At 60.8% G+C, this 20,043-nt stretch carries 12 protein-coding genes; 8 read left to right on the forward strand and 4 right to left on the reverse strand.

Annotation, left to right across the window (positions count from 1 at the left end):
• The first annotated feature begins 211 nt into the window (after positions 1-211).
• From mdeB to A8G00_RS25425, 7 genes are all read left to right on the forward strand, one after another.
• The gene (gene mdeB / locus A8G00_RS03475; RefSeq protein ID WP_103000091.1) at positions 212-2,860 is read left to right on the forward strand and encodes an alpha-ketoglutarate dehydrogenase; all 2,649 of its coding nucleotides are present in this window, start codon (positions 212-214) and stop codon (positions 2,858-2,860) included.
• 2 nt (positions 2,861-2,862) lie between these two features.
• Positions 2,863-4,146, forward strand: coding sequence for a dihydrolipoyllysine-residue acetyltransferase (gene aceF, locus A8G00_RS03480; RefSeq protein ID WP_103000016.1), 1,284 nt, complete (start codon positions 2,863-2,865; stop codon positions 4,144-4,146).
• The gene (gene lpdA, locus A8G00_RS03485; RefSeq protein ID WP_103000017.1) at positions 4,146-5,885 is read left to right on the forward strand and encodes a dihydrolipoyl dehydrogenase; all 1,740 of its coding nucleotides are present in this window, start codon (positions 4,146-4,148) and stop codon (positions 5,883-5,885) included. The genes aceF and lpdA overlap by 1 nt, the downstream gene beginning before the upstream one ends.
• Before the next feature lie 677 nt (positions 5,886-6,562).
• Complete coding sequence (locus tag A8G00_RS03495; protein WP_172451745.1) at positions 6,563-8,041, forward strand: GntR family transcriptional regulator; 1,479 nt, start codon at positions 6,563-6,565, stop codon at positions 8,039-8,041.
• Between the two features lie 152 nt (positions 8,042-8,193).
• Positions 8,194-9,876 carry a carboxylesterase/lipase family protein gene (locus tag A8G00_RS03500; protein WP_103000020.1) on the forward strand — a complete coding sequence of 561 codons (1,683 nt, stop codon included), beginning with the start codon at positions 8,194-8,196 and terminating at the stop codon, positions 9,874-9,876.
• Positions 9,877-9,951: 75 nt separating this feature from the next.
• Entirely contained in the window at positions 9,952-12,321 is a 2,370-nt protein-coding gene (locus A8G00_RS03505; protein ID WP_103000092.1) for a TonB-dependent receptor, read from the forward strand.
• Positions 12,322-12,598: 277 nt separating this feature from the next.
• The gene (locus A8G00_RS25425) at positions 12,599-12,823 is read left to right on the forward strand and encodes a hypothetical protein (protein ID WP_216365589.1); all 225 of its coding nucleotides are present in this window, start codon (positions 12,599-12,601) and stop codon (positions 12,821-12,823) included.
• Between the two features lie 771 nt (positions 12,824-13,594).
• Here A8G00_RS25425 and A8G00_RS03520 read toward each other — a convergent pair.
• The 3 genes from A8G00_RS03520 to A8G00_RS03530 are packed head-to-tail and all read right to left on the reverse strand — an operon-like array spanning position 13,595 to position 15,867.
• Positions 13,595-14,509 (reverse strand): nucleotidyltransferase and HEPN domain-containing protein, encoded by a 915-nt coding sequence (locus tag A8G00_RS03520; protein WP_103000021.1) that lies wholly within the window; start codon positions 14,507-14,509, stop codon positions 13,595-13,597.
• A gap of 44 nt (positions 14,510-14,553) precedes the next feature.
• Complete coding sequence (locus A8G00_RS03525; protein ID WP_103000022.1) at positions 14,554-15,114, reverse strand: RES family NAD+ phosphorylase; 561 nt, start codon at positions 15,112-15,114, stop codon at positions 14,554-14,556.
• Between the two features lie 6 nt (positions 15,115-15,120).
• The gene (locus tag A8G00_RS03530; RefSeq protein ID WP_253257898.1) at positions 15,121-15,867 is read right to left on the reverse strand and encodes a hypothetical protein; all 747 of its coding nucleotides are present in this window, start codon (positions 15,865-15,867) and stop codon (positions 15,121-15,123) included.
• On the opposite strand from A8G00_RS03530, the gene A8G00_RS24695 reads away from it, so the two are divergent.
• On the forward strand, positions 15,866-16,312 hold the full coding sequence (locus tag A8G00_RS24695) for a hypothetical protein (RefSeq protein WP_146032550.1): 447 nt from the start codon (positions 15,866-15,868) through the stop codon (positions 16,310-16,312). The genes A8G00_RS03530 and A8G00_RS24695 overlap by 2 nt on opposite strands.
• Here the strand turns inward: A8G00_RS24695 and A8G00_RS03535 are convergent.
• Complete coding sequence (locus tag A8G00_RS03535; RefSeq protein WP_103000024.1) at positions 16,309-20,034, reverse strand: conjugal transfer protein TraG N-terminal domain-containing protein; 3,726 nt, start codon at positions 20,032-20,034, stop codon at positions 16,309-16,311. The two genes, A8G00_RS24695 and A8G00_RS03535, sit on opposite strands and share 4 nt — an antisense overlap.
• Positions 20,035-20,043: the final 9 nt, after the last annotated feature.

Genomic DNA, 20,043 nt, shown 5'->3' on the forward strand with positions numbered 1-20,043 from the left:
CCTGTACCTGGTTCGCGCCGCAGCGTGCGATTTTGCGCATCTTCCTTGGCCGGCGCGCCGCAGGATCAGCCGACGTCGTCGAGAGGCTGCGCGGCCAGTCGCCTAGTCCCTTGTGTAGGGGACGGTTTAGGGAGCCGACATCGGCTATGACCCACTTATAGAAAAGGAGAATTGTGTGTCCGCCACCTTTGCGCCAATCGCCCCCCAATCCATGACCATGGCCGACAGCGATCCGCTCGAGACGCGCGAATGGCGGGAGTCCTTCGAGGCGGTGTTGCGCGAAGCCGGGCCGGAGCGCGCGCTGTATCTTTTGGGCCAGCTGGAGGGTGAGGCGCGGGAGCATGGCATATTCTCGGGCCACCAGCCTTTTTCCGCCTATCGCAACAGCATTTCGATCGACCGTCAGGGCGCCTTCCCCGGCGACCTAGCGGTGGAGGAGCGGATCACCGCGCTCATGCGGTGGAACGCGCTGGCGATGGTGGTCCGCGCGAACCAGGCCTATGGTGAGCTGGGCGGGCACATCGCCAGCTATGCCTCGGCGGCGGAAATCTTCGAGACCGGCTTCAATCATTTCTTCCGGGGCGGACCCGATGGCGACCTGGTCTTTTACCAGCCCCATTCGGCCCCGGGCATCTATGCCCGCGCCTTCCTTGAAGGACGCCTGACCGAGGAGAATCTTTCCAACTACCGTCAGGAGGTCGGCGGCGCTGGCCTGTGTTCCTATCCGCACCCCTGGCTGATGCCGGAGTTCTGGCAGTTCCCCACCGGGTCCATGGGCATCGGCCCGATGAGCGCGATCTACCAGGCCCGCTTCATCCGCTATATGGACGCGCGCGGTTTGCGGCCCGCCGGCGACCGCCATGTCTGGGGTGTGTTCGGCGATGGCGAAATGGACGAGCCGGAATCGATCGGCGCGCTGACGTTGGCCGCGCGCGAAGGGCTCGACAACCTGACCTTCATTATCAACTGCAACCTGCAACGGCTCGACGGTCCGGTGCGCGGCAACGGGCAGATCATCCAGGAACTGGAATCGCTGTTCACCGGCGCGGGCTGGAACGTGATCAAGGTGCTGTGGGGATCGGAATGGGACGCTCTGTTCGCGCGCGACACGCGCCATGTCCTGCTACGCCGGTTCGCGCAGACGGTCGATGGCGAATATCAGAATCTGGGTGCGAAAGACGGCGACTATAACCGGCAGAATTTCTTCGATCGCGACCCGGAAACACAGGCGCTGGTCACCCATATGACCGATGCGGAGATCAATGCGCTGAAGCGCGGCGGCCATGACCTGCGCAAGCTGCACGCCGCCTTCGCTGCGGCGCGCGCGCACAAGGGCCGCCCCACCGTCATTCTGGCCAAGACCAAGAAGGGCTATGGCATGGGCGGGGCGGGGGAATCCCGCATGACTGCGCATCAGGCCAAGAAGCTCGACATCGACGCGCTGATCGCCTTCCGCGACCGCTTCGGCCTGCCGCTGTCGGACGAAGCCGTCGCCTCGCTCCAGTTCGTCAAGCCCGCCGAGGACAGCCCGGAGATGGCCTATCTGCGTTCGCGGCGGGAAGCGCTGGGCGGAGCCTTGCCGGTGCGTGTCCGCAAGGCCGACGATATACCGCCGGTTCCCGCGATCGAGAGCCACGCCGAATTTGCGCTCAGGGCCGACGGCAAGGAAATGTCCACGACCATGGCGGCGGTCCGGATGATGGGCAGCCTGCTCAAGGACAAGCAGTTCGGCCCGCGCATCGTGCCGATCGTTGCCGACGAGGCGCGCACGTTCGGCATGGCAAATCTCTTCCGCCAGATCGGCATCTATTCCCCCGTCGGCCAGCTCTACGAGCCCGAGGACGCGGGCTCGATGCTGTTCTACAAGGAAACTAGCGACGGGCAGCTGCTGGAAGAGGGCATCACGGAGGCGGGCGCGATCTCGTCCTGGGTCGCCGCCGCCACGTCCTACAGCGCGCATGGCAAGGCGATGCTGCCTTTCTACATCTACTACTCGATGTTCGGGTTCCAGCGCGTGGGCGACCTGATATGGGCGGCCGCCGACCAGCGTGCGCGCGGCTTCCTGCTGGGCGCGACCGCCGGGCGAACGACGCTGGGAGGCGAGGGGCTTCAGCATCAAGACGGCACCAGCCATGTGATGGCCGCGACCATCCCGAACTGCCGCGCCTATGATCCCGCCTATGCCTATGAACTCGCCGTCATCATGGACCATGGCATGCGCCGGATGATGGAGGAGCAGGCCGACGAATTCTACTACGTTACTGTGATGAACGAGAATTACGCCCAGCCGTCTTTGCCGGCCGGGGTCGAGGAGGATATCGTCAAGGGACTCTACCGGCTGGGGGAAGCAACCACCAAACCGGACGGGCCGACCGTGCAATTGATGGGGTCCGGCGCGATCCTGCGTGAAGTGCGCGAGGCCGCCGCGCTGCTCAAGGCGGATTTCGGCATCGCCGCCGATGTGTTCAGCGTGACGAGCTTCTCGGAACTGGCGCGCGACGCGCGCGAGGTGGAGCGATTCAATCGCCTGCACCCGGACGCCCAACCGCGCCGCAGCCATTTGGCCAGTCAGTTGGCCCCGAAGGTTCCGGTCGTCGCCGCGACCGACTATGTCCGCGCCTATCCCCAGCTGGTCGCCCCGTTCATCGAAGGCCGTTTCATCACGCTGGGCACCGACGGTTTCGGGCGCAGCGACACCCGACAGGCCTTGCGCCAATTCTTCGAGGTCGATCGCCACCATATCGTGCTGGCCGCTCTCGACGCCCTGGCGAGCGAAGGCGCGATTGCGCGCACGGTGCTGGCCGATGCCTTGAAGCGCTACGCCATCGACTCTGAAGCCCTGGCGTCCTGGAGCTGCTGATCATGAGCAATATCGAAACCATCCTCATCCCCGACATCGGGGATTTCAAAGACGTCCCCGTCATCGAAATGCTGGTCAAGCCCGGGGACATGGTCGCGGCCGACGAGACGCTGCTGGTGCTGGAATCCGACAAGGCGACGCTCGACGTCCCCTCGCCGACGAGCGGCATCGTTCGCGAGGTGATCGTGCAGCCGGGGGACAAGGTCAGCTGCGGATCGCCCTTCCTGAAACTGGAGATCAGCGAAGGGGCAGCGTCTGCCGTGACGGAGCCGCCCGCCCAGGCCGCTCCAGCGGTAGCACCGCCGCAACCCCAGGTCGCGTCGGCACCGCCGCCATCGGTGGCGTCCGCCGCTCCGACCGATACAGCTTCCGGCGCCACTTCACCAACCATTCCTCATGCTCCGCCCTCCGTTCGTCGTTTCGCGCGCGAACTGGGCGCCGATCTGACGCAGGTGACCGGCACCGGCGCGAAAGGCCGCATCTCGCGCGAGGATGTCCAGGCCTGGGTCAAGGACCGTGTCGCGGGGGCATCCGCGCCGGCCGCCCAAGGCTCCGGGCTTGGCCTGCTGCCATGGCCGCAGGTGGACTTCGCCAAGTTCGGCCCGGTCGAACGCGCGCCTCTGTCCAAGATCCGGCGGATTTCCGGGGCCAATCTTCAGCGCAACGCCATTCTCATCCCGCAGGTCACCAATTTCGACGAGGCCGACGTCACGGATCTCGAAGCCTTCCGCCAGATGCTGAACAATGAGGCGAAGGACGGAACGAAGCTCACCCTGCTGCCCTTCGTCATCAAGGCGGCAGTGGCGGCGCTAAAGGCGCATCCCACCTTTAACGCCTCGCTCGACGGCGAGGAGCTGATCCTCAAGCGCTATTATCATATCGGCTTCGCGGCGGACACGCCCGAGGGGCTGGTGGTGCCAGTGATCAAGGACGCCGACCGCAAGGGCCTGGTCGAGATTTCGCAGGAAGCGGTGCAGCTGGCGGCGGACGCGCGGCAGGGCAAGCTCAAGCTGGGCGACATGCAGGGGGCGACCTTTACCATCTCGTCGCTGGGCGGCGTCGGCGGGACCAATTTCACCCCGATCATCAACGCGCCCGAAGTCGCCATCCTGGGCATGACCCGCGCGCAGACCAAGCCGGTCTGGGACGGGTCGGCCTTCCATCCCCGGCTGGTCCAGCCGGTCAGCCTCTCCTGGGATCACCGCGTAGTCGATGGCGTGGCGGCGGCGCGCTTCCTCGTGACCCTGTGCCAGCTTCTCTCCGATTTCCGAAGGATTGCATTATAATGTTGGGCCAGAACAAGGACATCCGGATTCCCGACATTGGGGATTTCAAGAATGTGCCGGTGATCGAGGTGCTAGTGAAGCCGGGCGACGTCGTTGCGCCGGATGAAACCATTATCGTTCTGGAATCGGACAAGGCGACGCTCGACGTGCCCGCGCCCGAAGGCGGGACGGTGGTCGACATTCTGGTCAAGGCCGGGGATTTGGTGAGCGAAGGAACGGTCGTGCTGACGCTGTCGGCGTCCGAAGCCGCCCATGCCGCCACACATGTGCCGGTCACGCCTGCGCCGACGCAAGCCCCAACCCCGTTACCCGCTCTAGTCCCGGCCGCGGACCCGGCCGGCAATGCCGATCTCTCCGCCGACATCGTCGTGATCGGGGCAGGGCCGGGCGGATACACCGCCGCGTTCCGCGCCGCCGATCTGGGTCAATCGGTGATCCTGATCGACAGCCGTGGCACATTGGGTGGCGCGTGCCTCAATGTCGGCTGCATACCTTCCAAGGCGCTGCTCCATGCCGCCAAGGTGATCGACGACGCCCGCGATGCGGCCTCCCACGGCATCAGCTTCGGCGCGCCGGCCATTGATCTGGCGTCCCTGCGCAGCTGGAAGGAAAGCGTTGTGGGGAAGCTCACTGGCGGCCTCACCGGATTGGCGAAGCGGCGCAAGGTCGCCGTCGTGAACGGCGAGGCGCGTTTCACCTCGCCCCACCGGATCACCGTCCAGTCGGCGGATGGCGAGAAGACGATCGCGTTCACTCACGCCATCATCGCCGCCGGCTCCGAGCCCGCGCGCCTGCACTTCATCCCGCATGACGATCCGCGCGTCCTCGATTCGACCGGGGCGCTGGCGCTGGAGGACATACCCGAACGCCTTCTTGTTCTGGGCGGCGGTATCATCGGGCTGGAGATGGCCACTGTTTATCTTGCCCTTGGCTCTCAGGTGACCATCGTCGAAATGACCGATCAGCTGGTGCCCGGGGCCGATGCCGACCTCGTCAAGCCGCTGCACAAGCGTTTGGCTGATCGCTGCGAGGCCATCCATCTCGGCACGCGCGTCACCGCAGTCACGCCCGCCGATGACGGGCTTCACGTCACCTTCGAGAAGGGCGGCGGCAGCGTGAGCGAGCGGTACGACCGCGTGCTGGTGGCGATCGGCCGCACGCCCAATGGCGGCATGGTCGGCGCGGAAGCCGCCGGCGTCGCGGTGGATGCGCGCGGTTTCATAGCGGTCAATGCGCAGATGCAGACCAACGTGCCGCATATCTTCGCCATCGGGGATCTCGTCGGCCAGCCGATGCTGGCGCACAAGGCCACGCACCAGGGCAAGGTCGCGGCCGAGGTCGCTGCGGGCCACAAGAGCGGCTTCGACGCCCGCGTCATTCCGGCGGTGGCCTATACCGATCCAGAGATCGCCTGGGTCGGGCTGACCGAAACCGAAGCGAATGTGCGCGGGATCAAGGTCGGCAAGGGGCAAATCCCCTGGGCCGCGTCGGGTCGCGCCCTGTCGATGGCGCGGCCGGAAGGACTGACCAAGCTGCTGTTCGACGAGGCTACGGGGCGGGTCGTCGGGGCGGGGGTGGTAGGCCCCAACGCCAGCGACCTCGTCGCCGAGGCGGCGCTGGCCATCGAGATGGGCGCCGATGCCGCCGACATCGGTCTGACCGTCCACCCGCATCCGACGCTGGCGGAGACACTGGGCCTGGCCGCCGAGGCCTTTGAGGGTAGGCTGACCGATCTTTGATAGGCGAGCGATTCTCATTGGCTCCGATCTAAAATCGAGATCGACTCCAATCTGGGGGCGCTGATCTCTGCGTCGGGCCTGGGATCACGAAGTCTATCAATCCTGAAGGAAATCTTCTTCAAATGCTGTAGGCTGGATTCAAATTCGTTTATTCCGCGAACGCGAATTCGCTTTGAACTGACGCGTCGGGGGCGCGAACCGCTGTGCCCAGAAGGCGCGCATCCCCGACCAACGTATAGACGGCGTGGCGCAGTCCGCCGCAAAGGCGACGTTACGCGCGCTGCGCCGGGCCATTGGGCCATTGGCGTGAGCGCGTCGCAGAGCCAGTCATGCAGCGAAACAAGCTCGTTGTCCCGCTTGATCCACGGACCGGCGCTCCCGTCGGGGCCAGCGACCTGCGCAATCAGGTTGAGTAGCATGAAGGCGTAACCCCGGTCGATGAAGCGCCGAATCTCTCGTTCTGGCCGGTGGCAAATCCGGGACAGGGTAAAGAGCTAAACCGGGATGCATGGCACTCGGCAAATTTACCCGATGATATCATAAAGCCGATGTCTGATGAGACATGCTCCCCGGCACGTTGCCATACAATAAAATCAGTCTCACAACAAAGGAGATTATGCCTTTGGTTACTGCCTGCCAGGAGCAAAGCCGATTGGATGAGCAGAAGGGGAGCAAAGGTGAGCGATTTGCAATCTGCAGTGGGCGGCGCCCACACAGCCTGGTCAGTGCCCCAGCCCTTCGATGCACCTTCCCTTTATAAGCTCACCGCTGGGGGCAGCAAAGAGAAGCGTGGCTTGGCGCTTGCTACCTTGATCGAGGCCGAATTGCCTTCATTGTCAGAATTTCTCGGCCCGGCACCCTGGACCGTGCATGATCTGATCGGGCGCTATCAGTGCAGCCGGGAAACGATACGCGAAGCAATTGGAATTCTTGACTCCCGTGGCCTGATCCGAATGAAGAGTGGCAGAAATGGCGGGGTTACATCGGCCCTGCCTCCGGTGGGCAAGGTGGTGCAAGTGATTGCAAATCACTTCTGCCTGAGCGGGGTAACAGTCGCTGAATTGTGCGAGGCCACAGAGATTTTGCGGGCCATTGTAGTCCGCATTCTGGGGCAGCGTCGTCCTATCGCTTTCACAGGCAAACCCGAAAAGGGCGTGGAAGACTTTAGCGTCGACGGCGCATCCGTTGAGGCGGAGAGCAGATATTATCAATCCGCCGCTTACGAAACCGGCAATGCGGTGGCCATTCTTACCATGGCGCTCATGGACCTCATGGGAAATTACGCGCTTAAAGGCGGCGCCCCTGTAGAAGCTAACCTCGTCGGGCGGCCCGGCGAGCAATCGACACACTTGGTTGCAGCGACTGATGAAACGGGAAGTTGCGGCTCAAGCCAGTTCGCGGTTGCCCTAAAATGCTGCCTGCTGACCCGCTATGGCTCGGCTGTGCAGATCCCCCGGGATCATGCGGTTGCAACAGAGCATAATACCGGCGACCGCGGGGCCATCTTGCTGGCCAATCATCTGTTCCGCGACGGTATCACCAGCAGTTCTGATGCAAGTCGCATCAGTTTCGAAAATAAAATCGTAGAGCATTATAATGTGGGGCTGAGGCGTGTCAGGCAGGCCATCCGCATCCTGGAAGACGCGGGAATGGTGGAGTGTCGTCCCGGTCGCGGGAAGGGCGTGATGATGGCGGGACAAAATTCGTCCACATTGCAAAGGCGTGTGTTCGGCTATCTTGCGGCGAATGGCTTCGACGAAGTGCAATATGCGACATATGTTACTGCGTTGGACTGCGAGATCGCGCGGGAAGCCGCAAAGAACATCACAACCGCCGATCGTCCCTGGTTACAGTCCATTATTTGCGGGATGAGAGAAGATATTGAAAATAGCGATCCGGTCAGGGCGCTCGGTCGTCTGCTTGCTGTACATGATCGCCTTATCTTCAACCCGTTGGTGAAAATGTGGCGAAAGGCGCTTAGCGCCTGTAACAGCAAATTATTTCCACAAAATATTACGATTGCAAAGCCTGATGTTTCGAAATTCATCGAGGCTTGGATCAACGTCGCCGAAGGCATCATGACCGGCGATCCGGACGAGGCGGAGCGTCGGCAGTTTGTCGCGTCTGCATTTTTATTCAGACGTTGGTGGCATTGACGCCAGGCTGACATAGGGACGAACACAGGCAAAGTCTCTCGACCTGATGCAGAGACCGAGGAAATGGGGGTACTAGTTTAACGAGCGCGCCCGCGCATAGGATTCTCTCAAGACGGCAAACCGTCATCCATAAGCAGGAAAAGAGAGGTCCAATGAATGGCAAGGATGAAGCGGGCAACTTCACGCGCAGGTCAGCGCTCACGGTCATGGTTGTGAGCGCCGCTTCGGCAGGCGGCATGGGTTCGTCGGTGTTTGGCGCGACCACCTCCAATCCGCCCAGGACGGAAGTGGTCCTCACATCCAACGGACCTGTCCGTGGATCGATTGAGGCCGGTGTCCAGTCCTTCAAGGGATTGCGCTACGGCGCCCCTACGGGGGGAGCCAATCGCTTCATCCCGCCCCGAAAGCCAACACCCTGGAAGGTGGTGCAAGATGCCCTGGCATTTGGGGATAGTGCGCCGCAGGGCATCATTCCGGGCCTTCATGTCGGCGAGAAATCTCCTATCGCTGAACTTATGGGCCATACCGAAAGCGAAGCGGCCAGCGAGGACTGCCTCTTCCTCAATCTGTGGACGCCTGCCTTGAATGACGGACGGAAACGTCCTGTCATGGTGTGGTTGCATGGGGGAGCATTCGCCCTCGGATCAGGTTCCAGCCCGATATATAACGGACGGCAATTGGCCGCGCAGGGTGACGTGGTGGTGGTCACTGTCAATCACCGGCTCGACGCGCTTGGCTATACGCAGCTCGACAAACTGCTTGGCCCAGAATACGCCTCTTCGGGCGCCGTGGGCATGCTGGACATCGTGGCCGTGCTGGAGTGGGTACGCGATAATGCGGTCGCCTTTGGCGGCGACCCGGACAATGTCACGATCTTCGGCGAGTCTGGCGGTGGATGGAAGGTCAGCGTCATCCTGGCGATGCCTCAAGCCAAGGGCCTGTTCCACCGCGCAATCATCCAGAGCGGTCCAGGCTTGAAGATGACGCCGAAATCCACAGGGGAAATCCTGGCAGCGGCGCTACTGGAGGAACTTGACATCCCCCCCGCCGACGCCAGGAAATTGCTGGATGTTCCGACGGCCGATTTAATGGCAGCCGCCGGTCGCGCGGCGGCACGGCCGTTGCCCGGCAAGGACGCCCGCATAGGCTTCTCCGCTGTCGGCTTCTCGCCTGTGGTTGACGGTATCGCATTGCCGCGCGATCCCTTCGATCCGGATGCGCCCGAAATCTCCGCAGACGTCCCGATCATGATCGGGACCACGGCGAACGAAGCGAGCCAGTTCCTGCTGCATGATCCCAAGTTCGGCAAATATAGCTGGGCTGATGTTGAGGAACGTCTGCAAGCGACTTTCAAGGAGCAGGCAGCGCCAGCACTGGCTCTCTATAGAAGCCGCAACCCCAGCGCATCGCCGACGGACATCCTTGTCGACATACTGACGCAGAGCGGCATGATCGGCATGTCGACCAAATTGGCGGAGCGCAAACTGGAGCAAAAGGCCGCGAAGGTCTGGCTCTATCGGCTGGCGTGGGGCACGCCCGCTTTGGGTGGTCTGCTCAAATCCACGCATGCCCTGGACCTGCCGCTTGTCTTCAATACGACCGAGGTCGTTCCCAAGCTGGTCGGCCCTGGACCCGATCCCAAGGCGGTGGCCACGCAAATGTCGATGACGTGGATCGCATTCGCCCGACACGGCGATCCGAACAACCGGACCATACCCAAATGGCCCGATTATTCGACAGTGCATCGCGATGTGATGTTCTTCGACGTCAAAAGTCACGTCGTGAAAGACCCGGATCACGATATGCGATCATTTTGGGCATCGGGGAACAAATAAGAAAATCATATTGGGCCATAAATTTTTCGGAAAGTGACCGAGGCGCAAATATTCAGGGATAATATGGAGGGGAATATGAAAAACTATCGTCTATTTTTGTCGGCCTGCGCCATAGGCGCGGTTCTGCCAAGTGCTGGTGTTCTTGCGCAAGACGCATCGCCTCAGGCGGCCGCGCCGGAGAATTCGGGAGAGATCATCGTCACGGCACGTCGGCGCGAAGAATCGCTGCAAGACGTTCCGATCGCGGTGACGGCATTGTCGGGCGAGGCCCTCAAGCAGCAAGGTGTCCGCAGCGTCGCCGATCTGAACGTTCCATCGCTGAAGATCACGACCGCCGCATCGCTGCGCAATGTCGCGGTGATCGCCATCCGCGGACAGCGGACGCAGGAATCCCAGTTGCTGACCGACCCGGCGGTCGGGACGTATTTCGCCGAGGTCGTGCAACCTCGGCCCTACGGATTTGGCCAGTCCCTTTACGATCTTCAGTCCGTTCAGGTGCTGAAGGGCGTGCAAGGCACCCTGTTCGGCCGGAACGTCACTGGCGGCGCCGTTCTTGTCGAGCCGAACCACCCCAAGGATGTTCTGGAAGGCGAAGTCAGAGGTTCCATTGGAAATTACGACCTGCGCGAAGTCTACGGGATGCTCAATGTGCCCTTGGGCGACAAGGCAGCCTTCCGCATAGCCGGCAAAAGGCGCGAGCGCGACGGCTTCTCGCGCGACGTGTCGAACGGTCGCGATTATGACGACCAGAATTTCAAAACCTTCCGCGCGTCCCTGCTTCTGAAGCCGACGGAGGAACTCGAATCCTTGTTCATCCTGGACTATTTCAAGGCCAAGGAGCATGGGACAGCCGTCTTCCTCACCGCGCTCAGGAACAATCCCGCGACTGACACCACGCCGCTTGCACGCCAGGAGGGACTTCGTCGGCTGGGATTGCCGCTCACCGATTTTTCAGCGCAGCTCGCCCAGGCACGCGCGCTGTTCGCCGCCAAACGCTACCGGATGGACATCGCGTCCGGCGACGGCGGCAACCTTGATGTCACCGGCCTGCCCTACGAGCACAATCGGAACCTTGGAATCCAGAACAAGACGACCTTCGACCTGGGTGGCGTGACGATCAAGAATATCGCCGGCTACCGGGAAGTTTCCCGGTCCAACGTTCAGGATTATGACGGCATTCCGGGCTTTATCCTGAGTCCCTTCCAAACCGTGCATGCGAAGAACTACAGCGAGGAGCTGCAGGTCCAGGGCAAGACGCTGGGCGATAAGCTGAACTATACCGTCGGCGGTTTCTATTTTCTCGAAAAGGGATCTGAGCTATCGCAGGGTGTATCCTTGCCGGAGCTCATGATCTTGGGCGGACGAGGTCCTGCCGGGCTTTTGACCACTCCGGCCAGCCTGTTCTCCGGGGACAACCCGTCCGACGCCAGAGCCGAGACCTACGCCTTCTATGGAGCCGCGTCCTACGCGTTCACGCCTACCCTGACCCTTTCCGGCGGTCTGCGCTATAATAATGACAAGCGCTCCGTGCGCGTCGCTCCGATCCGGCCAAATCTCAATCAGTGCGCCTTCGATCCGGACAACAATCCGGCAACGCCTGCTCCGCCGATCGCCCAATGCTCATTCTCGAACAAGAAGGGTTGGGATGCCTTCACATGGGATGCGACGCTACAGTACGAGCCGAACGAAAACCTCACCGCATACGCTTCCACAAGGAGGGGCTTCAGGGCTGGCGGCTTCAGCCTTCGCGCCCAAAGCGAGGCGGCGCTCCGGCCGTTCAACCCCGAAACGGTTCAGGAATATGAACTTGGCCTCAAGAACAGGTTCGACGTGGGTGCTGGCTATCTGAATACGACGGCCGCCATCTTCTATCAACTGGGCAAGAATGTCCAAAAGCAGAACCCCATCGGCATCGACACCAACGGCGACGGCCAGGCGGATACCGTGGTCACGGTCATCACCAATTCTGCGAAACAGGAAAATTACGGCCTGGAGCTTGAAGCGTCCCTGGCGCTCAACAATGGTCTTAAATTGGGCGCCTATTATTCCTATGTCGACGTCAACGTCCTTAAGGGCGCGATAGTCGGTGAATTTCAGATGAGGGGCATTCCCCATCATCAGGCAGGCGCAAATATCGCCTACAGGCTGCCCATTCCAGAACAGATGGGCCAGCTTACCCTGAGCGCAAACGTCTCCTATCAAAGCCGCGTGCCGCTGGATGACAGGGATGTCGACGGCATCGAAAATGGCTACGCTCTCGCCAAAGCGCGATTGAATTGGGACAATATCGGGGGAAGCGGGATCGGCGCCGCACTGTTCGTGGATAACGCCTTCAACAAGCTGTATCGGGTGGGTGCGCTTGGCCTGATGTCGGAAATCGGCTTCCTCAGCAGCGTGTATGGCGAACCCCGCACTTATGGACTGGAGGTCGGATTGAAATTTTGAACATCCGATATTACCTGTGCGCGTGTCCGGTCCGGATAACACACGCCAGCCTTTGCTCCAAGCTTGTCGAGTGCAAAGCACCCAGCGGGAGGGCGAGGTTGTGCATGTGATTGCGAAGAAACTGGTCGATCTGTCGCCGTTGCTGGGCTCGTTGGGGCGGGGGGAGGGGTATTTCCGCTGTCGCGCGGTCGAGGTGATGGCGCAAAGTTGGGGGGCGGATCTGATCATCGGGGGATGCCTCCGGGCCGGAACATCCTGTTCCCAGACTTGCATATAGATGGGCACCTCCAAAAACCCCTGTCCAACCAGCGCGGGATTTGGTTCACTGGGCCTGACAGGAGGCAGCGATGCGGCAGGCAGGATTGTTCGGATATCGGATCACCTGAAGCGGCTTTCGGCGCACGGCGATCCGCTGGAGGAACTGGGCCGGGTCATCGACTTCGAGGCATTCCGCCCGGTTCTGGTTGTGGCGCTGGTGGCTGCTGTCGATTCCCGAAGTTAAATGAACAGGCCAGCACGGATTTTAGCGGGTTTGCGGGAAATGAGATTCCCTGAGATCGTTGGACTTTTCCCTTTAATCGGTGGACAAGGTTGACTGCAAATCGGAACATAAAGGATAAACAGGCAATTTGGGCTGGTATTGCGGATGTCCCTGAATTCGCAGGTTTTAACACGATAAAAATCCAGAGATCTAAGGGAAGAATCCACCGATTGAAGGTGATTTCTGTCCAGCGATCTTGGGTAAGTTGTTACTGTGTCTGTCAAAGTCCAGCGATCTTCGGGAATCGACACCGGACATGGACAGTTGCGGTTCTGCTATTAACATAATTCCTATTCACGCGCAAAAAACGGCCCCTGCGCGATCGACCTAATGTCCTTATGCCGCAGATCATCAAGTATGGTGCGTTATACCTGTTCCACCGCCGCGGCGTTGCCTCGATATGCTGAGCTAATCTGGCTTGGGAACAGCAAGGCGCTAGTCACGCCTTCGGCCGCGTTTCGCGGGATTGACACTCTCGCGGTAGACCGCCCGACCGCAGGCCTCACAGCAATGTGCTGAAGTCAAGCCGGTTTTCAATCTCGCGCGATTTTGAGCGCACTGCCAAAAACCGATTTTGGAGAAAAACGCGAAAGGGGAAGAAAATGCACTTGCCATAATGGCATATGATGGCAAAAAAAGAATTTAGCATATCTCTATTTACAAGCGTTCGGCCTGCCGAAAATGCTCTCCTCGCAGGGCAGAAGACCTGCTGATAGCTGATTATGCAGTGCCTTATTGCTGGGTGCGAAATGCCTCAATTCTTTGCTGGCAAAGATCATGAACGGTTTGGCCAAGTTGTTCGATATGGGTGGATAACCAGTCTAAATCTTCCTCTGAAATTCGGTAATGCTTGGAGTACCGCGCTTTGACGTAAGCATCCTTCAGCTTTTCGAAGCGAGCCCGATCAGCTTTACTAGTACGCGGCCAAGCGTCAATGAGGAGAGGGGAGATTTTCTCGGCCTGTTTTCGAAGGAAATTAAGGTTGTGAACGTGCGGCGTGTAAAAGGTGCAGACAAGAAGCACGCAGTGATAAAGACTCTCTGCCGCTTGATGCAGTAGGAATGCCGCGCGCTTGTAGCGGCCCTTATTGATTAGATGTGCTGCACTATCAGAAAAGTCGGCGGCTCCAGGAAACCACTCTTCAAAATATTCATTCGCCATCTCCAATGCGGCTTGTGGCGTCTTGGGGCGAGGCAAATGAAGTTCTGTTTCATCGACCTGGTACAGGGCTATGCCGTCGCGTGCCACATCCATGAAGAAATAGCGGCCATGGGCAAGGCCGTCATTCACCTCTTGGAGGGAGTGCACGATGAAATTAACGGGTGTCTTGAGATTGCCTGAAATTTCTCGCTCGCGGTATAGGCGCTCCTCGGCTTTTTCCCAATAATCTACCCGGTCAGTGAGTTCCTTCTGGTTCACGATCACCAAGAGGTCGAAATCGGATTGGTATCCCTTTGCGGTGTGCGGTTCATCGACCCAGCCGCCACGCGCATAGGAGCCGAAAAGGATGATCTTCAGAATGCGACCAAGTTTCCGATCCCCCGTAGGTTTGCCGTGGGCGTCTTCAAATTCCTCGAAAAGAATTTGAACAACGCGATCAAGTTCGCGGCGCTTATTGGCGGGAAGATGATCGATGTCCGTTTTCATAAATCTTTGTCGCGTTAATGGGTGCAACCATGGCCTATTGTCGACTATGGCTCAACATAGATTTTGCCAAATTTTTCAGACAATTTGGCGGCTTCAGAGGGTGGGAAGGGGAGGTTGATTTTAGAGCTTTCGGCGATCGATGAGGCGGCGCGATCAAAAATGGCGACGCAGCGCTGATTGTCGAAGCGCGATGTATAAAGGATGCCGTCCGCGTTCGTGGCGCCATGGATATGCGCGCTCACGGCCCATGTCTTTGCATAGGCATCGCCGTGAAGATCGGTGAACGAAAGGCCGAGCTTTGATACGCCGCCATCGACGAGGGGATAGAGGCGCAGGGTGCTGGTCACGAGCAATTCACTGCGAACCCGAGCGGCTACTGCTGTGGAAAGTACGAAAGGATTTTGCGGAGAGCGCACGAGCGTTTCGCCAAAGGCGGTCTCCAAAGATCGCGCCGCATATAGGATCTTGAAGCTGCCATCCGGCGCATCGAAGCGGCCTTGTGGTTCTGATCCGATAGGGCCGAAAAATATGGCCGAATGATGGGTGCGATGGATGCGGTGCAAGGAGGTTCCCGCGGCAATACGGCGCAAAGCAGCTTCGGCCATGATCGCTCAGTTCGCCCAGTCTGAAACGAGCGCCACAAGCTGGCGGAGGGTATCGTCATTGGGTCTGCGCGCCAGCAATTCGAGGAGCGTCCTCGGCTCGGCCTCAAATCCCTCCAGTGGGGTGGTAAGGAGCATCAGTTGTTGCCACGGATTGGTATCATCGAAGGCTTCGAGAATGCGCTTCAGGTGCCCCACAGTCTCGCCATTCACGAACTGGGCCGCTGGGTAGCGGATCTCCGAGCCATAAGAGACCCCCAAAATCTGCCTGCGCTGGCGCTGCTTCTCAATCGCGGCTGTCGAAACGCCGAGCATCGCGGCGACCTGGGTGCGATCGTACATCCCACCGGACCGGGTCGCCATTTCCTCACGGAATTGCGTGGTTTTTTCGCGCGCCGCCTTGATGGCTGCAATATCGTCGGGAGATTCTGGCGCGATATCGCGGGGCGCGACGGTCAGCGCATGGCGCAAGTCGGTCGAGCCAACAATATCGGCCAGCGTGTCGTCGCTTGCCGATTCAACCGCCTTGGTGATCGCGAGCGTCAGCTTTTCGAGGGCTTTGCGGCGAAGTGTGTCGCTGGCGGAAATTGTCTTTCCGCGACCCGAACCAGATCCGGTAATGGGAACAGAGCTTGCCATATTCGTCCTTTCTGTCGCGATATACATCATTTTGACGAAACGGACAAGATCGGGCCGCAAATAGGCGTGACTTGGCTGGCTTCTCAATATACTGTCTCTGAGAAAGGAATATGCCATGGATCCGGTAACTTACGGCAATGGTCAGGCCCCTTTTTCGACATTGAAGCTGTCGGATGTGCTGTGGCGGCCGTGGTATGCGAAAGCCTGGTGGGCCAGCGCAGCGGTCTTCTGGTGCGCGACGGCATTTGTGCCTGGTGCAGCCAAGGCGATGGATGGCGGATTTGTCCTTGCCCTGTCACTCGTGCTCCATCCCTTTGCTCTGATGTGGTATCTGGCGAGCCGATATCTGTGGGATTGGCGAAAGGCCTTGGCGTTTCCATCGAAACCACGTGGGACGGTAGACAGCGACCACGTAGCAGGGGTGGGCGATTGCTCCGGCGGAGAAGATTTTGGCGTCTTCTGGCCCCGGGTGATGCCGTATCTGAACGATCCGACTGACGTCCGGTCTCCTCTGAACCCGGCAAATCCACTAAATCCGTCGCACCCGTCGAACCGGCATTAGCGCTTTTTGAATTCTGAATCGCCATCCCAAGCACCGTGATCGCGATCGCCAGAGAACCTCCCGCTCTCCAAAATCGTGCGCTGTTCATTCGACGTGATCGGCGCGAGAAGGTCACCGAGCCCGCGGCCAGCATCGCCATCAACAAGATACTTATTGCGTAAGCCGCCCTCTCCCAAAATTTGGCGGCTTAGTTCATTGGCAAACGTGGCCTCGGGGTTGTGGGACCTTGAGGCGGCACGTTCGGCGTTCGCTATGGCTGAACGGGTGTCGTAATTGACAACATCGATTGATGCGCGAGCCTCAGTGTTACTGATGCCTTGATCGTTAGTGGTAGCCCCGAATTGCACGCTGGCTCTGCCGCTCGTCGTGCGCGCTGACTGACCTTTTTGGTGTCCGATCGATGTCCCATCCGATATTCCCACGCCGCTGGCCAACTCTCCCTGGACGCTGAACCCATGGGAGATTTGATGACCCGAACTACGTGAAAGCGACCGCTGCCAACCCGTCTGAACCATCACCGCCTGCACGTCCCGCTGGAGCGTGTCCGCGACCTGGGGTTTCAGCCGCCACTCGCCTTTCCGGTCCATCTCGAACCCGCCACGCAGCCAATCGGCCATCATCGCCTGACCCTCGGCACCGCCGCCCATGAAATGCTCGATGGTGTCGGGACCGGCCTGCTTGCCCGCCTCGAACCGTGTGCTGGTATCGCTGCGCGCCGAACGGCTGAAGGCGGTTCCGCTGGACACGAGAAGGTCATTATGCGCGAAATTGAACCGCGCGCGGCCGCCATTGGCGATGGCGCCGAGCTGGCTTTCGTTGATGAGCCCGGCCGTCCACATGGCCGCCGCTGTATCGGGCGTCAGGTTGAGGTTTAGGTCGCCATTCTGGTCCATGGCAATCTGGCGTTTGCTCAAGCTGATGCCATTCTCGGCCAACAAGCCTTGCATGCGGGTCAAACGCTCCCTGTCGACGATGGCGGTCATCCGTTCGTTGCGTGCCCGATCAGCAATGCCCGCTGCTCCGCCCTCCGTCATATCGACCTGGTTGCCAGCCGTCCGGCTCAGAGCCTGGATGAAGCTGTCCAGCCGCGCTGCCTCGCGCGTCGGCACGCCTGCGGCTTCCGCGCCCTCGGCGAAACCGAAATTTTCAGACTGGCGCCGCTGTTCGCCAATCCGGGCTGCTGCGCGGGTTCCGCCGGTGCCGACCTCGCGCTGCGCGTCAAGCTTGCCGGAACGCTCCGCGAAGTCGTAGCCGGCCGCTTCATTTGTCCGTCCGTAGACGCTCGTGCCCTCGCGCGCCGCCTCCGCTATCGCTCCATCGGCCGTCCCGACCTGGACAGAGGCATTATAGCGTTCCAGCGCTGCCATCACTTGGGCCTCATTCCGGCCGGTTGCGCGGGAGAGTTGCGAAATAGCCGAGCTTCGTGCCTCGCCGGTGAGCGCGTTGATAAAGCCGATGCGCTTCGACGTCGTGTCGAGGGGAAGCCCGAGCATGGCAGCCGCTTCGCGATGTCCCGCATTACCGCCGGTCCGCCAGGCCTGCTCGGTCGCGACATTGGCGCGCTCGATGCCTGTGACATTGGCGCCCGCATAATCGCGACGGCCCTCCATCGCGCCGACCTGCACCTGAGCGGCGGTTAGGTCATTGGCGAGCATCTGCTGCTGGTCGAACGCATTGGCGATGAGCTTCCCGAATGTGGGATCGGCCTGCGCTTCACCGATCACGCCGGACGCCTTGAGGCGCGCATCTTGGGCGGAATAGCCTGCGCGTTCGAAATGCCGCGTGGCGCCGTCCATCAGCATGCCATAGGCGCGGCTATCTCCGAAGGCGCGCCACTGGACGAGATTCTGGGAGAAGGCAGCGAAGGATTTCTCGCCGGCTTCTCCCTGACCGAAATAGGTCGTGCCGAGATCACGCAAAGCGTCCTTTTCGGCAAACTGATGGATTGCGGTCGTCGCCGCGTTCGCCTGTACCGCGCGCGCGACCTGCGGGTCAGAGAGATCGCGGCTGCCAAGGGCAGGGGAGAGAGCGCCCAACTGACGGGCGCCTTCAATCCCTCCCAGCGCGAAGGCTGTGCCGCCGGCAGCGCCGGGGCGTTCGCCCAATATGTGTCCCGCTTCGCCATAGGTCCGGTTCGATCCGAACGTCGTCCGCTCTCCGAAATCGCCGAAGCTCGATGCCGCCGCCGCGCGCGATCGGGTGCCCATGGCAGACGCCTGCGCTTCAAGGGCCGAGGCCTGACCCTCGCTCGTCGCCATGGGTGCTACCGCCGAGGTTGCCTGGCTGGCGATGCCGAGCGATCCAGACGTGAAGGAGGTAAAGACATTGCCGCTGAACCGGAAGACCGTGAACACAAATGCCCCGGCAAGCCCGGCAGCCGCCGTCCGATAGCTGCCGAAAATCGCGAGTGCCTTCATCGACGCGGAAGGCGCCAGCAGCCAGGCATTGGCTGCCACGGCATTGGACCGCAGTTCCTCCAGCGTCGCCATCGCCCGGCCCAGCGTCAGCTGATAGATCCCCGCATCGATCACGCCCCAGAGGGCCACGAACACGAACATGCCGAGCGCGAAGCTCGCGACACGCAGATTGATGGGCGTCAGGATGAAGAGGAGGGCGATCGGCACCATGAATAGCATGATGCCGAACACCGTGGCCCTCATCGTCGGCATCCACTCATTCGCGACAGACATGGCGGCAAGGCCGTTCGACACGACCGCTCGGTTGGCCATCACGCGCGCAGCTGTAGCGGGGGAATCCTCGAACAGCACGTCGCCGACGCTGTTGCCCAGCAGGATATGGGTCATGAACGCCTGGGCGCTCAGCGGGTGGCCCAGCATCATCTGCCCCATCTCGCCAAGCTGCTCCCGGCAGCGCGCCAGTTGTGCGGCGTTCGTGGCATCGAAGCCGGTCCGCGCGCAAATCTGGCGCGTATAGCCCTCGAACAGATTGGGATCGGAGAGGCGGTCCGAGATATGTGTCCAGGCGTCGGTGCAGCTGACTGTGGTCCCGCCCTTGTCGGTCTCGGTATAGACCGTCGAGAAGGTCGCTGGCCCTGCCATGGCGGCAAAGGCGCTGGGTAGGTCGGTCGATGTACGGAAGAGCTGGTCGTCGTCCACGCCATAGGCCGACGACACCCGCGCTACCGGATAGCATTGGCGGACATAATCCTTGATCGTTGCGTCGAGGAAGGTGTCGGTCATCGGCCCGCGCGGGCTCACGGCATTGAGGAACAGGTCGAAGCTGTGCCCGCCCGCGCCAAATTCGATCTTGGCTTCGGGATCGATGGTGTTGTCGTCGATCGTCTCGACCAGCGCGCGCTCCATCATGTTGGTCGCGCCCGCCACAAGGACGAGCAGGTTCGGGACATCACCCACGGGCTGATAGGCGTTGCGCACGCGGTCATAGACATGGACCGTTCCCGTCGTCGCGATGAGGCCGGTGAAGAGGCCAATCCCGAACAATATTTGGAAACCGAAGCCGACTATGCCCATGCCCGATCCGCGGACGCTGGCGACGACCGCGCCCAGCGCAATCCCGGCCGTGGCGATGATCAGCACGAGCGTCTCATAGCGCGGATCGCCGAAGATCATCGATACCTGCCTGAAGGCATCGACCGTCTCGGCGAAGCCGTCATAGGTATGGAAACTCGCATCGATGGCAAAAGCGGGCGGGGCGAAGGCCAAGGCGGGCAGGGCGGGGAATAGCCGAAAAGGGCGGCGCATTGGGAACGC

This window comes from Sphingobium sp. SA916 (assembly GCF_002894065.1).
GTDB lineage: Bacteria > Pseudomonadota > Alphaproteobacteria > Sphingomonadales > Sphingomonadaceae > Sphingobium > Sphingobium fuliginis.